This is a genomic window from Bradyrhizobium sp., from assembly GCF_049512235.1.
In the GTDB taxonomy this organism is placed as follows: domain Bacteria; phylum Pseudomonadota; class Alphaproteobacteria; order Rhizobiales; family Xanthobacteraceae; genus Bradyrhizobium.
The window spans coordinates 1-12,816 of record NZ_JBEKXH010000165.1; the positions used below are offsets into that span (position 1 = coordinate 1).

14 protein-coding genes and 1 pseudogene are annotated in these 12,816 nt (G+C 60.7%); 6 read left to right on the forward strand and 9 right to left on the reverse strand.

What is annotated here, in order from left to right; genetic code table 11:
- The 4 genes and pseudogenes from ABSG20_RS16730 to ABSG20_RS16745 form a co-directional block, all read right to left on the reverse strand.
- Nucleotides 1-564 (reverse strand): tetratricopeptide repeat protein (locus ABSG20_RS16730; protein WP_423865623.1); only part of this gene is annotated, 564 nt, incomplete at its 3' end.
- Between the two features lie 498 nt (nt 565-1,062).
- Nucleotides 1,063-2,184 (reverse strand): response regulator, encoded by a 1,122-nt coding sequence (locus ABSG20_RS16735; protein WP_423865624.1) that lies wholly within the window; start codon nt 2,182-2,184, stop codon nt 1,063-1,065.
- A gap of 47 nt (nt 2,185-2,231) precedes the next feature.
- Nucleotides 2,232-2,648 (reverse strand): response regulator, encoded by a 417-nt coding sequence (locus ABSG20_RS16740; protein WP_423865625.1) that lies wholly within the window; start codon nt 2,646-2,648, stop codon nt 2,232-2,234.
- 279 nt (nt 2,649-2,927) lie between these two features.
- Nucleotides 2,928-3,302, reverse strand: a pseudogene (locus ABSG20_RS16745) (response regulator); the annotation flags it as partial.
- Nucleotides 3,303-3,563: 261 nt separating this feature from the next.
- On the opposite strand from ABSG20_RS16745, the gene ABSG20_RS16750 reads away from it, so the two are divergent.
- The 4 genes from ABSG20_RS16750 to ABSG20_RS16765 all read left to right on the forward strand — a co-directional run bounded on the left by ABSG20_RS16750 (nt 3,564) and on the right by ABSG20_RS16765 (nt 6,434).
- The gene (locus tag ABSG20_RS16750) at nt 3,564-4,274 is read left to right on the forward strand and encodes a Crp/Fnr family transcriptional regulator (protein ID WP_423865626.1); all 711 of its coding nucleotides are present in this window, start codon (nt 3,564-3,566) and stop codon (nt 4,272-4,274) included.
- Nucleotides 4,275-4,466: 192 nt separating this feature from the next.
- Nucleotides 4,467-5,183: a Crp/Fnr family transcriptional regulator gene (locus ABSG20_RS16755; protein ID WP_423865627.1), complete on the forward strand. Its 717-nt coding sequence runs from the start codon at nt 4,467-4,469 to the stop codon at nt 5,181-5,183.
- A 306-nt stretch (nt 5,184-5,489) separates the two neighbouring features.
- A complete protein-coding gene (locus ABSG20_RS16760) occupies nt 5,490-5,873 on the forward strand; it encodes a response regulator (protein WP_423865628.1) in 384 nt (127 codons plus the stop codon).
- Between the two features lie 312 nt (nt 5,874-6,185).
- Nucleotides 6,186-6,434: a hypothetical protein gene (locus tag ABSG20_RS16765; RefSeq protein ID WP_423865629.1), complete on the forward strand. Its 249-nt coding sequence runs from the start codon at nt 6,186-6,188 to the stop codon at nt 6,432-6,434.
- 285 nt (nt 6,435-6,719) lie between these two features.
- On the opposite strand, the gene ABSG20_RS16770 is transcribed toward ABSG20_RS16765, so the two are convergent.
- Complete coding sequence (locus ABSG20_RS16770; RefSeq protein WP_423865630.1) at nt 6,720-7,307, reverse strand: response regulator transcription factor; 588 nt, start codon at nt 7,305-7,307, stop codon at nt 6,720-6,722.
- Between the two features lie 387 nt (nt 7,308-7,694).
- On the opposite strand from ABSG20_RS16770, the gene ABSG20_RS16775 reads away from it, so the two are divergent.
- On the forward strand, nt 7,695-8,879 hold the full coding sequence (locus ABSG20_RS16775) for a hypothetical protein (protein ID WP_423865631.1): 1,185 nt from the start codon (nt 7,695-7,697) through the stop codon (nt 8,877-8,879).
- A 327-nt stretch (nt 8,880-9,206) separates the two neighbouring features.
- On the opposite strand, the gene ABSG20_RS16780 is transcribed toward ABSG20_RS16775, so the two are convergent.
- The 3 genes from ABSG20_RS16780 to ABSG20_RS16790 all read right to left on the reverse strand — a co-directional run bounded on the left by ABSG20_RS16780 (nt 9,207) and on the right by ABSG20_RS16790 (nt 11,218).
- Entirely contained in the window at nt 9,207-10,295 is a 1,089-nt protein-coding gene (locus ABSG20_RS16780; RefSeq protein ID WP_423865632.1) for a T6SS phospholipase effector Tle1-like catalytic domain-containing protein, read from the reverse strand.
- A gap of 282 nt (nt 10,296-10,577) precedes the next feature.
- On the reverse strand, nt 10,578-10,787 hold the full coding sequence (locus ABSG20_RS16785) for a cold-shock protein (protein WP_423865633.1): 210 nt from the start codon (nt 10,785-10,787) through the stop codon (nt 10,578-10,580).
- A 224-nt stretch (nt 10,788-11,011) separates the two neighbouring features.
- Complete coding sequence (locus tag ABSG20_RS16790) at nt 11,012-11,218, reverse strand: hypothetical protein (RefSeq protein ID WP_423865634.1); 207 nt, start codon at nt 11,216-11,218, stop codon at nt 11,012-11,014.
- A gap of 244 nt (nt 11,219-11,462) precedes the next feature.
- On the opposite strand from ABSG20_RS16790, the gene ABSG20_RS16795 reads away from it, so the two are divergent.
- Nucleotides 11,463-11,606, forward strand: coding sequence for an amidase family protein (locus ABSG20_RS16795; RefSeq protein WP_423865635.1), 144 nt, complete (start codon nt 11,463-11,465; stop codon nt 11,604-11,606).
- Nucleotides 11,607-11,678: 72 nt separating this feature from the next.
- Here ABSG20_RS16795 and ABSG20_RS16800 read toward each other — a convergent pair whose 3' ends face one another.
- Nucleotides 11,679-12,509: an aspartate dehydrogenase gene (locus tag ABSG20_RS16800; protein WP_423865636.1), complete on the reverse strand. Its 831-nt coding sequence runs from the start codon at nt 12,507-12,509 to the stop codon at nt 11,679-11,681.
- Between the last annotated feature and the right edge of the window lie 307 nt (nt 12,510-12,816).

The window sequence follows — 12,816 nt, forward strand, 5'->3', positions numbered from 1 at the left end:
AAAGGCCTTGAGACTGGGCCTCAGCGCGATGACCCTGTCGAATCTCGCGATCGCATCCGTGAAGCGCCCGAGTTCCTGCAGTGCAATGCCTCTGTTGTTCCAGGCATCTGCGCGCTGCGGATCGATCGAGATCACCCTGTCGTAGCTCGCGACCGCATCCGTGAAGCGCTTCAGGCGCGACAACGCATTGCCTCGCGTATAATAGGCGTCGGCGAAATCCGGCTTCAGGGTGATGGCGGCGTCGCAGCAGGTCAATGCCTGATCCGGCCGCCGTAACGCCACCAACACTGTGCCCAGATTTGCATGAGCTTCGGCCGATCGAGGGTCGACCAGCAGGGCCCGCCTGAGCGCTTGTGCCGCGGCCTCGGAGTTGCCGCACTGGTGTTCAGACAGGCCGAGCAGCTGCAGGGCATCGAAGTGGTTCGGGCGTTTTCTCAATACCTGCCTGTACGCGGCCTGCGCATCGGAAAACAAACCTGATCCATGGTATTGCTGCGCTCGTGCGAACAGCGCCTCGACGTCACGATGCTTTCGGGATACCGGGGCCGCTCGTCCCCGGCTCATCTGATGCTCTCTTCCTGCCGCAGCGACGCTGGTGCCAGGTAGATTTCGCCGCAGTACTTCTGCGACATCCTCTGGTATAAAGCCTTGGCTTCGGCAACCTGACCCTCCCGATGCAATGTCTGCGCCCGGGCCGATAACCCTGGGATGTCGAAACCCTTCCGCGATATCGGCCGCGCGCTTAAGGCCGCTTTGGTTGGAAAGCTCATGGACCGTCTCTCCCGCCGCGGCGACATCCGGGTCTTGCAACCGTCCGGTTATGCAGTGGATGGTTGCGGACGGGATAGAGCATCGCGGAGGCTCGTAAACAAACTGTTAACTATGTTTTTGATGAATAAGATGGCTACGCCGTGACCACTGCGGATCGAAGCGAAGGCTCCGCCACGGTACGGGCGTATTGCCTCCCGCCGTAGCCGTCACCATCCGCGAAGACAGGGCAAGACTACCAATTCTTAAAAGAAAAAGAATTGGACGGTACAATCACGGTTCCAGAGTTCCGCCTCACGCCGCCAGTGCGGTGCGGATCATCTTGGCCAGGTCGGCTTTGCGATACGGCTTCGCCAGCAGCAGCGCATCGGCGTCAAGGCGTCTGTCGTGAACCAGGGCGTTTTCCGCATAGCCCGAGGTGTACAATACCTTGAGCGAAGGCCGGCGATGCAAGGCTTCAATGGCCAGTTGGCGGCCGTTGAGCGGACCGGGCATCATCACATCGGTGAACAGCAGATCGATGTCTTCGCTGGCGTCGATGATCGTCAAAGCCTCGCTGGCATTGCCCGCCGCAAGCGTGCGGTAACCGAGGCTCTGGACCTGGGAAACCACGTATTTGCGCACCAGCATGTCGTCTTCGACGATCAGGATCGCCTCGTCGCCGCCTTCGGCAGGCGCCGTGTTGGTATCGTCCGCCGCCGATCGAGCCGTCGCCGTGGGAAAATAGATTTCGACCCTTGTCCCGCGTCCGGCTTCGCAGCCGACCTTGATATGGCCGTTGCTTTGCTTGATGCAGTCCTGGACCACGCCGAGGTCAACGAAGGCCCGATCCTGATAATCGGCGAAAATCCCATAGCAGGAGGCGCTGACGGCGATCCTGACATAGTCGGCGGCGGCCACGCTGTGGTCGCCCGCGTGCAGAGCCGGGGCGTTTTCGGTCTGAATGGTGAGCTTGCCGCCGTCCGGCATGGCATCGCGCGCCAGGATCGCAAGATTGAGAACCAGCGCCATGAGCTGATGGGGATCGACCATGGCCGCGGCGACATCCGATGCCAGAATTGACTCGATCTCGATCTGCTCGCCGAGCGTGGGCCGCAGCAGGCGCGCCGCCTCGCCAACAAGGGCATTGACGTCGACGTCGCGAGGCCGCGATGGCTGCGCGCGCGCGAAGGCAAGCAGATACGAAGTGAGGTTAGCGCCGCGGGCGGCGGCTTCGCCGATCAGTGCCGCAACGGTCGCGAGTTCCGGCCGGTCGGCAACAGCCTCCGCCAGGATTTCGATCGTGCCGGTGATGACGGTGAGAATGTTGTTGAAGTCATGGACAACGCCGCCGGTTAATCGGCCAACAATTTCCATGTTTTGGGCCTGACCGGCTTGCGCTTGCGCGCCTTCCGTCGGCAGGGATTTGCAAGGCATATCCGTTCCCCGGCCGGCCGACCCCCACTTACGACAAAGTCGGGGATTTACCTTAGCTGAACGACGCTTGAGAAACGCGACTGGGCCTCGGCGAGGCATTCGTTGATGACCGTCAGCAGCGCGACCGGTGTGAATGGCTTGCGCAGGCAGCGCGAGGCTCCAAGTTCAAGGGCCATCCTCAGGAAATCCGGCGCAGGCGAGTTCAGATTCGCAAAGGCATAGCCGGACATCGCGATCAACGGCACCGTGGGCGCGCGCTCGTGGAATATCCTGATCGACTCGAAGCCGCGCATATGCGGCATGAAAATGTCGACTATCATCAGATCATAGGCAGTTCCTTCGAGCGCCCGAAGTCCGGCTTCACCGCCGTCGGCGATGGTCACCTGAAAGTCGTGCCGCTCGAGATAAATCTCAATGGCCATGCAGACCATTGGATCGTCGTCGACGACGAGAATACGTGGCATATTGGCTCCCCGAGGCTGAACATTATGTTGAGACAGTTCGGTAACCCCTGAATTGGTGTGCACGCGAGCCCCCTTCCCCCTGAATTGACCTTGAACTGCGCCTTAAGCTTTCATCTTTCAGCCGGCTCCGCCCCGGCTCCGCACTGCCGCATCGAAGCCCGAGGGCATGGCCGTAACGACCTGTGCCCTCGGCCCGTGTAATGATTTGTCCCCGGCTTCGGGCAACGTGCCCGCAACTGGGGCCAGAGTAGCAAAATACCTTCGATCGGGCTCGGCCTCCGACAGGCATTCGTCGATCACGGCGAGCAACGTCATCGGCCGGAAGGGCTTGCGCAGACAGCGCGTCGCTCCGAGCTTGACGGCCATCTGCAGGAAGTCCGGACCGGATGGTCCCAGGCCGGAAAATGCATAGCCGGAAATGGCGATCAAGGGCACGGTAGGCGCGTAGTCGTGAAATACCCTGATCGACTCGAAGCCGCGCATATTGGGCATGAAGACGTCGACGATCATCAGATCGAACGTTGAATTGTCGAGAGCGAGGAGACCGTTGCTGCCGCCATCGGCGATCGAAACCCTAAATCCATACCGCTTGAGCCAGGCGCGAAGCGCGCGGCCAATGTGTGGATCGTCATCCACAACTAATATTCGGCGCATAATGGGGTACCTCGACCGGGCCTGAAGCGCTCCGCAACACCCAACATTGATCGCGTTAAGATTTTTAAACCGCGCGAATCAGTCGTTCATATTTCCGCCGCAAATAATGTGATCTGTCTGCCCTGCACGGTGTATAGCGCTCATCGCGCAACTGTCGGCTTGCGCAATTGAGCGGGCGAGCTATCTTCCTTCCGCCATCCAAACGCCACGATACAGGTGACGCGAGTCCATTGAGCTCCCGCCTTTCCGGCAGGAGAGCCAATGACCTCACTACCGCGCCCTCTCAATCATCTGTTGCAAGCCCTGCCCGCGGCGGAATTCGAGGCCTTGAGTCCGTGTCTCGAACCGGTCGAACTGGTCAGGGAGAGCATCCTGGTTGAAGCCGGCGCTCCGTTGACGCATGTCTACCTGCCGCACAGCGGCGTTATTTCGATGATGGTTCGGCTGTCGGGAGGACAGGCGGTCGAGGTGGCGATGATCGGACGCGACAGCATCTACCGCGCCTGTACCGCTTTCGTGGACGGAATATCTTCGACCGACGCCGTGGTTCTTCTGCCAGGCACCGCCTCGGTCATCGATGTTGCCGTGCTTCGGGCGGTTGCCGATCGCAGCGCGGTCTTGCGCAACCTGCTGGCTCGTCACGAACAGGCCCTGTTCACGCAGGCCCAGCAATCCGCCGTGTGCAATGCGTCCCACTCGGTCGAAGCCCGCCTGTCGCGCTGGCTGTTGCGCGCGCGCGATCTGTGCCATAGCGAGACCTTGCCGCTGACCCAGGAGCTGCTGGCAGAACTGATCGGCGTCCAACGCAACGCCGTTTCGATCGTCGCTCATGCGCTGCAGCGAGCCGGAATCATTCGCTACAGCCGGGGGCATATCGATATCAAGAACCCGGAAGGCCTGAGGGAAACATCCTGCGAGTGCTACGCTGTGATCAAGACGCAACATCAGCGCCTGCTGAACCTGTCGCCGTGACGCCGCAGGAACAGATTGCCAAGCTGCAGCGATATGCACGATTGCACGCATAGCGACAAAATCCGTGAAGAAGAACCGCTACTTGCCAATTGTTCTTGCCAAGAATGAGAGCTGGGCTCATCTTCTGCGTCGGATAGCGTGCATAGGCGTGGGCGGCTTCGGGGACCGGGCGTACTCCCACAGGAGGCTACCATGGACTCGGTAACTCGTTCACCCAACGGATTCCTGTCATCGCTGGCGGCTGACGATTTCGAATTGATCCGGCCACATCTGCGGATCGTCGATCTGGTTCAGGATTTCGTACTGGAGGAGGTCGGCGAAACGGCCCGGCGCGCCTACCTGCCGCACCGTGGATTGATCTCTCTCGTCGTAAAGCTTGCGAAAGGAGAGCACATTCAGATTGCCATGATCGGCCGCGACAGCATCTTCGGCGCGTTCTCCGCGCTCGGCGACCCAACCGCGCTGAATAGCGCGGTGGTGCTGGTGTCCGGCGTTGCCTCGACGATCGACATCGACCGGGTTCGGACCGCGGCCGACCAAAGCGTAACGTTTCGAGCAGCGCTGGTACGGCATGGGCTCGCGGTTTATGCGCAGGTCCAGCAGACCGCGGGATGCAATGCCTCGCACACGGTGGAATCCCGGCTGGCGCGCTGTCTGTTGCAGACTCACGATCTCTCCGGTGGCGACAAGCTTTTTCTGACCCAGGAATCAATGGCGCAGATGATCGGCGCGCGGCGCAACAGCGTATCGCTGGTGGCCAACACGCTGCAGCAGGCCAACTTCATCCAGTATAGCCGGGGGCATATCGAGATCACCAATCTCGAAGGTCTCAGGAAGACCTCGTGCGAGTGCTATGCAACCGTGCGGGCGCAGTACGAGAGATTGCTTCGGCCCCGCGACCTGCCATGAGTGTTCGCGAACGGAACGGTCTGCTTGGCCGCGTTCGCGCCCAGGTTTCGACCCGAGCGCCACATCGGCAAAAGCGCATCGTGCGACGATGATGCATCTCGCGGCGCTGGCAGTTCGTATAACTACTCACTTGCCGCGTCGTCCTCGCAAAATTATTTCCACCGGGAATTAACTGGCTGTTCAACGACCGCTGATAATTGTCACGATGCTAATGGGCGGCGAATTCGAAGCAGTGTCGAAGTTTTATCGCATGCGACGAATATTTCGCCCGTGTCAGGCAATTTGTGAACCGCGCGGAGTGAAGACATGGCCTTTGATTTGTCGATGCCGATCCTGGTGGTCGATGACTACAACACCATGATCCGGATCATCCGCAACCTGCTCAAACAGATAGGCTTCGAAAACGTCGACGACGCCAGCGACGGATCGGCCGCGCTTGCCAAGATGCAGGGCAAAAAATACGGCCTGGTGATTTCCGACTGGAACATGGAGCCGATGACCGGTTATGACCTGCTCAAGGAAGTGCGCGCCAGCCCCGAGCTTTCGCAAACGCCTTTCATCATGATAACTGCGGAATCGAAGACCGAAAACGTCATTGCCGCGAAGAAGGCCGGGGTGAGCAACTACATCGTCAAGCCATTCAACGCCGCGACGCTGAAGACCAAGATGGAAGCGGTATTTCCGGGCTAGGCTCAATAATCCGTTGCGCGCGCCGCAAAACACCGGCCGACAATATTGCTGTCGACACAGCAGCCGCCCGCCGCTGCAGACGTCGGTCACGTACCAAACCGCGCCGGCTGGGCCCGAACTCGAATTCAGTTCCTGGCTGATTTCGTTCTGGTGAGTACCCCTGGTCTCCGCGCCGCTTATCAGATCGATCCCTTGAAGCGGATCGTTGCGGGAATTCGTCGGCGACGTCGCGCAGCCGTACTTCTACTGCTTGGTATTTTCATAATCGGATAATACTGAGCGACGATAATTGAGCAGGCATAGGAGAGATTCATGATTACGCTTGAAACGACCGACCAGAAGGAAGTCCGGCGTTTCCGTATCGCCCAGTTCAACGGCAGGACCGCGACCGTCAGATCGGGCGGATCAACTGTCACGGGCTATGTTCGATCGGTGCTGGAAAGCGAGTCCAGTATTCCGCAAAGCTGGACCATCACCATCATCCCGACCGCGCCCAAGGTCAGGGCCGAAGTCGCCCGACCCGCGCCCCGTGTTCGCGGTTTCGCGGAAGACTTTTACTGAGCGGCGGCGTCGCCGGGGCGCCGCGCATGATCCATCGGCAGTCAGCTTTGAAGCAATCCGTGCTGCATCGCCCGGGGCGCGCGACACCCGCTCCCAGCCGGGTTTTGGCGTCAGAACTTCCTGCCCGCGCGATCGCCTCCGCGATGGATTGAGCTTCTGAACTGCGTGCTTGGCTGGAGCGTGATCCGGAGAAGCATGCGCTTGCCTCGACCCGAGAGTGGGAGCCGGTTTCCCTTGCGGCGCGGAACGCTTGCTCGAAGAGCATGCTCAAATCGCAGAGATGATCTAGACTGCACCGGGGTGCAGGAGCGCCTTGCGGACGAGGTCCGCGGTGTTGCGCGCGCCAAGTTTGCGCATCGCCTCGGCGCGATGGCTTTCGAAGGTGCGCGGGCTGATGTTCATCTGCAGGGCGCCCTGCTTGTTGGAGCAGCCCTCGCTGATTAGGCTCAGGACCTCGCGCTCGCGGCGCGTGAGCGGTTTCTGGTCGGCGCTGGATGAAAACATCACATCCGTCGGGCGGGTCCGGTCTTTGTCCTGGCTGGGCCGCTTTTCCCAGCCAACCTTCTGACCGGGTCGCACGGCTTCGTCGCGTGTGTTTGCGATCTGCTTGATCATCGAGCAGACCCGTTCGGTTTGTTGGAGCGCGTTCTCGACCACCTGCTGCAGATAGAGGCGATTAGCGCCCGCCTGCGAGAACTCGTGGCTGTGCTGCTTGATCTCGCCCATGTAGAGCAGAAGTGCAGTCATCGGACCGTTGAGCTGCCGCGCTATCTCGGCTCCGGCCTCCTCCATCGCCCGGGCGCGCACTGCGGACAGCCGGACAATTTCAGGATCGTCATCCTGGGCCGTGGTGTTGGCGATCCACTTGGACAAATTCGAATCGCCTATTCGGCTTTCTTGCTGGGACATATCACCTGTTTAACGGGCCTGTCCTGTTCGGGGGTTAATTTTTGACCCGGTAAGATTACGGAGATTTTTACGGATGCCTCACCGCTAAAGTGCCGCTGCTCACGATCGACCTGCGCCAGATCGACCGTGCATTGCCGCGAATTTTGGAAGAATATTTCGAATTCCCGTAATTCTACGGGCCGTCGTCATGTTTTTGAAGTAAAAGCGGCTGTCCGTATTTCAACGAGCGCCGTACTTATTCTTAATTTACGTCGAGTTGCTCTATTAGTTCGTTACCTGGGTTCGCGTCGGACAATGCCGGCGCCGAACGTATCGATCTTCGATATCGAACTATTTCGGAAGCAGCGTGCCATGTTACAGCCCGATCGAATCGAGGAATACCTCAAGCGATTGACGCCGCTCGCACGCAGCAATCTCCTGATCGAACTTGAGCGGCTGGAAGTCTGCGGCACGGAAATGCCAGGCACGGCGGCGATACTGGGAAAGCTGCGTGCGGAATTTCGCAACGGCTCCCAGGCCACGAACCAGCCCAATCCCACCCATCGCGTGGCCAGTCCTTCGCGGCATTTTTTCGCGCCGCTGGAGCCGCTGCTGGTCGACGGTGCTCCCGACCATGCGAATTCCGGCCGGATATTCCGCGGCTCGCTGGCTCCGATCTGGGAGTGGATCACACGGGATCTGTTGCCGACGATGGCCCGCGACTATGTCAGCTGCATGACGCCTTTGATCGCCGCCGACAAGCAGCTGGAAGCCCGGGGAGTCGTCGCCGCGTTCCAGAGCAAGGTCGTGAAATATCTCGAGAGCACGCTCGGCGCGCCGGACGGCGCCGAGCGGACCCGAGTCAAGCTCGCAACCTATACGGCCTCGAGGGCCGCCTATCGCGACCTCAACAACATGCTCTGCGTGTTGCGCGCGCGCGACGCCCTCGCCAGGTTCGGCGAATCACTCCCGGCTGAGATACAGAATTTCGATGACTCGCGGGTTTCGGCGCTAGCGGCTTCGCTGGAGACGCTGGGGAAGACGAACGCCGACGTCGTTCCGTTCGCGCTGGGGTTGGTTGCCAGGCGGCTCGAGACACAATGGCAATTGATCCGCCTCGCCACCAGGGCCGCGCGGGGCAAGAGTGCGGCCGAGATCGCCGCCACGCCCTATGCGATCACGGTCTCGATGGTGCTGGATTGGCTCGAGAACAAGCGGTCGGCGCTGCGCGTCGCCCTGAAAAACGAGCGGATCCTGGATGCCAAGGGAATTCTGGCCGCTATTTATGACGCCGAATACGCGCTTCAGGTCCGCATCGACGGGCTCGACCAATCCGACTGGGGAGAGCGGCTGCGCCGTCTGATGAACGAGACCGCCGTTCTGGTGGAAGCCGAAGTAAGCCGCTTTCCTGATCATGTCGATCACGTGCTGCGATCGCGCAGCCTGCGCAGCCACGATTCGCTGGGCGGGCGTCTGACCTATTTGGCCTGGAAGGGACGCGATGCGCTCAGCGGCGGCGCCGGCTATCTGAAAAAGCTGATCGGGCCGCAGGAGTAACCCGCGTCAGAGAATTTGACTTGCGATCGCCATCCGGCAGGCGAGGCTTGGCTCTATCCGGCGCAGCGCGTTTCGCGTTTGTCCGGGGGAAACCGGCTCCGCCCTTGGGTCAAGCCTACAGTCATAGGGCGCGCTGTACCCGTCACAGGCTCATGAATTTTTCGAGGAACCGTCCTGAAACGACGAACCTGAACCACCAATATGCCATCCGCCGCGTCTTCATTTGTTTCGCCTCCGGACCCCAGGGAGTAGCCCAACCGGCGCCATGAATAGCGCCAAAGCCTGCGACCGGATGTGACATGATTCACATTTGGCGGCACATTCGCTTCATGAAACTTCGACGACGTCGGCCGGCAGCCTCGCTTTGTAATCGCCCGCCCGCTGAAACACCGATTCATGAACCATCGAGGCGGGTGGCAAGGTGCGGCGACGTCCCATGTTCATGCGGTGCTCCCACTTCTTGTTGGCACTGTCGTAGTGCCGTTTGGCGATTAGCTCGGCTGGCCACCAGACTTTCGTCAGCGATTCATGGAGCGGGCCGCTCGGGTCAGGCGCTACATAGCCGCCTCCCGCGCGACCGAGCACGATATCGACGCGTCCGGCATCGACCAATAGCCCGGCCGCGGTGGCCTCGCGCAGCATCCATTGCAGCGGAATCTTCGAGGTGGCGCTTTCGGCTTCGGGATATCCGCCACCGACATCGCTATGCACGCCCGCGAACCAGACCTGCCTGAGGTCCTTGGGGCCGCTGTCGGCCGGAACAGGCTTGGGATGCCACAAATTGGTGCGGAAAAAGGCCCGCCGCTCGTCAAGTGCGATCGCGTGGCGGCCGATGGCGATATCAGGGTTATCGGCGGTGAACGGCAACCGTAACGGATTCTCGATCCAGCCGACCGAACTGACGGTGTCCCAGACCCCGACGAACCACACGGTCCTGCAGAAGGTGTCCTGGAAATCCCTGGCCATCCGGAAGTAGCGATCCTTCTCCGCAGCGGCGGCATCGCCCTTCGCATCAAGCCTTTGGATCGCCGTCAGCATGCGGATGGCGTAGGGCACCAGGGGCTCGTTGCCGGAGGCGATCAGACCATACATACGCAGCAGCGAGGCAAGCGCCCTTACCGTGTAGGCTCCCCGGCTGAATCCGAACAGGAAGACTTTATCGCCCGGCTCAAAATTGTTCATCAGAAAGACGAAGGCGTCCCGCACATCGGATTCGAGCCCGTAGCCGACCGCCTGTCCCAATAACCGCGTCGCCCGGCGGGCGAGTGGCGTCAGCGCCCCGGCCGGCTCCATCGTGCCAAGCCCGGGATGATAGTAGACGATTTGCTGTCCCGAGCCGTGCTCAAGCGTGTAGGACAGCTTGATGACATTGGTTTTGTCCTCGGCGAATTCGTTGGCTGTGCCATCACAGCACAATGTTTTTCGGCATGTCGGTAGCCCCCTGACAATAGCGGACCGCAAACCCGCGCCACCGGCCTTAACCAGCGCGCCAAAAGCCTGAAACCGTGAAGCGTGAAATCCCCAAGGACGGACTTCGTACCATGGCGCAACTTGGGATGTCAAAATGACATGCATGCCCGTCGAACATGAAAAAGCCCGCCGGTTGGGCCGGCGGGCCTTGATCTGAAGTCGCTGTCCGCGCGGCCGATTAAAGGAGATCCCGGTACATCCGCGGGTGATCTCCTAAACCGGCCGGCCTCAGACCGAACGCAGGTTTTCCGCGCTGGACTTGCCGCGCTTGCTGTCGATTTTGGATTCGAACGAAAGCTTCTGGCCTTCGTTGAGCGAGCCCATGCCGGCGCGCTCGACGGCGCTGATGTGAACGAACACATCGTTGCCGCCGTCGTCAGGCGCAATGAAGCCGAAGCCCTTTGTCGCGTTGAACCACTTGACCGTTCCGATTGTCATTTAACTTCTCCAAGATGCGCAATTGCGCGCTGCGCCCGCACGACCTTCGCGCAAGCTTCATCCGATTTCAGCGATGTCTTGGGGAGTAGGGCCGGTTCGGCGCGATCAACAAGGCCAATCGACTATTCGAATGGGGGCCGTTTACGCTACTCATTCAGAAATAGCAAGCCATATGTAAACCCGGGCGACACGCCCGGGACGGCGAACAGCGAACGCCCGACCGATCAGCCGAGCCGGCTGATCTGTTCCTCGGTCACCACGCGCTCGACATTCTCGGTCTTGCTCCGGATGCGGTAGCGCGGGCGTCCGTCCGCCTCGATCGGCAGGCAAGTCACGATGGTGTAGACGCTGCGCTGCTTGACGACGGCGCGACCCTGCGGCCCCTGGAGCTGATGATGAACGTCGGTGTTGATAGCGAAATTATGGGCCATGGCCTCTGTCCTGTTGCAGCGGGGCTTTTAATCCCATCCGCCCGGCAAGGCAACATATCCGCGGGCTAGCGGCGCGAAACTGCACGCCCAGAGCGAAGTCGCCATGCCCCAACTTCGTCAGGGCGCTTGCGGTGGTCAGCGTCGGAGCGGGCGGAGCCGCTGCCCCAACAGACGGCACGAACTCCGCCGGGATCGGCTTTATCGTGCTAACAGGCTGATAACTATGAATTAAATCTATTCAGCGATGGCATGCAAGTTGGCCAATCCCTGGAATTCCAGGCATACGCCGGGCGGCTCGTCATCGAGCTCCGCAGCCGCCGTCGCGGCCGGGATCGTACCGCGGCCATTACCCCGACCGCGCCAGCGATCAGTTGCAATGGTGTTTTGAAATTTGATCCGGGCATTCCGAGGATGTCATCTCACAGGCCGTAATCCGCCCCCTGGCGAGCAAGACCTCACTTCAGGTTCCGACGCGAAGAGCTGCGCCAAGCTTGCGAAGATAGGCAATGACGGAGAGCGCGGTGATCCGCCCGGTCTTGGGATTTTCCGAGGGAATATTCTCGATCGACATCGAAAAGCGCGCCGAATCGGAGTCCACTTCGATGCGATGTATGTTGCGTGTCGCTGCCGGATCGGCCCAGATTTCGAGCGTCGTGCGGTCGGGACCGATACCGGCCAGCGACAGCGCGACGGCTACATTCAGGTTCGCCGGAAATCCCTTGGCGGCCTCCCGCGCCGTGCCCTCGAATATCCTGAGCGGCTCGCTGATGTGTTCGATGTCGATATGGTTCTCGACCAGATAGGGCGCACCGATGAGTCCCGCGACCGGCTTGCGTGTCATCATTCGGACCGAGTGGATGGTCCCGACCGCCGCGGCGGTCACGGCATCAAGGCCAATCAGCGCCCCCGTGGGCACCACGATCTGACCGCGATTTTGCCGGGCGAGATCGATCAGGTCATCATGCTCGAGCAGCGCGCCGGCACTCAATACCACCGCGGTCTTGCCGTTGCCAACAAATGGCGCCACGATCGATCTGACGAGCCGGCTCGGCGCGCATTCGATGACGATGTCGGCGGCCTCGCAGAGCGCCTCGATCGGCAGGACGGCGGGCGTTGTCTGCAAATGACGCAGCCAACACTGGTGTTTCCCGGGATTTTGCGCCGACACCGCGACCAGCGCCAGACCATCTATTCCCTGATCCAGCGCCTGCACGACCCGGGTTCCGATCGGCCCCAGGCCCGCCACAGCAACCCGCAAATCGGTCCGCGGGCGCTTCAACACATTTGCCATCGCCAGGCTTCTCGATCCTGTTGAGGACTTGCACCGTGATGGTGCACCTGCCCTGATTTGAGCGGGTGCATACTAGCGGCTCTGGCTCCCGGCGAAAGCCTGCGCGGGCACGCAACCGACCCGGCTCTGCCGAACAGCCCCTCATGGGCTCGATCCTGCCCTCAAGGCGGGTTCAAAGTTTGCTTTCGGCGAAGATGAAGATAATGGATATTGCACAGAAGGGAAAAGATCCATGGCGCATGATGCCCCCCAGGCGGCCGGTCCCGCCAAGCTCGTGATCCGCAATATCGGCCTGTTGCTGTCGGGC

Excerpts from the sequence above, each read along its gene's own strand:
- ABSG20_RS16760 (WP_423865628.1), top strand. The coding sequence starts at position 5,490 with ATGGCCTTTGATTTGTCGATGCCGATCCTGGTGGTCGATGACTACAAC.
- ABSG20_RS16740 (WP_423865625.1), bottom strand. The coding sequence starts at position 2,648 with ATGCCACGTATTCTCGTCGTCGACGACGATCCAATGGTCTGCATGGCC.
- ABSG20_RS16785 (WP_423865633.1), bottom strand. The coding sequence starts at position 10,787 with ATGACAATCGGAACGGTCAAGTGGTTCAACGCGACAAAGGGCTTCGGC.
- ABSG20_RS16755 (WP_423865627.1), top strand. The coding sequence starts at position 4,467 with ATGGACTCGGTAACTCGTTCACCCAACGGATTCCTGTCATCGCTGGCG.
- ABSG20_RS16790 (WP_423865634.1), bottom strand. The coding sequence starts at position 11,218 with ATGGCCCATAATTTCGCTATCAACACCGACGTTCATCATCAGCTCCAG.
- ABSG20_RS16735 (WP_423865624.1), bottom strand. The coding sequence starts at position 2,184 with ATGCCTTGCAAATCCCTGCCGACGGAAGGCGCGCAAGCGCAAGCCGGT.
- ABSG20_RS16775 (WP_423865631.1), top strand. The coding sequence starts at position 7,695 with ATGTTACAGCCCGATCGAATCGAGGAATACCTCAAGCGATTGACGCCG.
- ABSG20_RS16750 (WP_423865626.1), top strand. The coding sequence starts at position 3,564 with ATGACCTCACTACCGCGCCCTCTCAATCATCTGTTGCAAGCCCTGCCC.
- ABSG20_RS16795 (WP_423865635.1), top strand. The coding sequence starts at position 11,463 with ATGGCATGCAAGTTGGCCAATCCCTGGAATTCCAGGCATACGCCGGGC.
- ABSG20_RS16800 (WP_423865636.1), bottom strand. The coding sequence starts at position 12,509 with ATGGCAAATGTGTTGAAGCGCCCGCGGACCGATTTGCGGGTTGCTGTG.
- ABSG20_RS16765 (WP_423865629.1), top strand. The coding sequence starts at position 6,186 with ATGATTACGCTTGAAACGACCGACCAGAAGGAAGTCCGGCGTTTCCGT.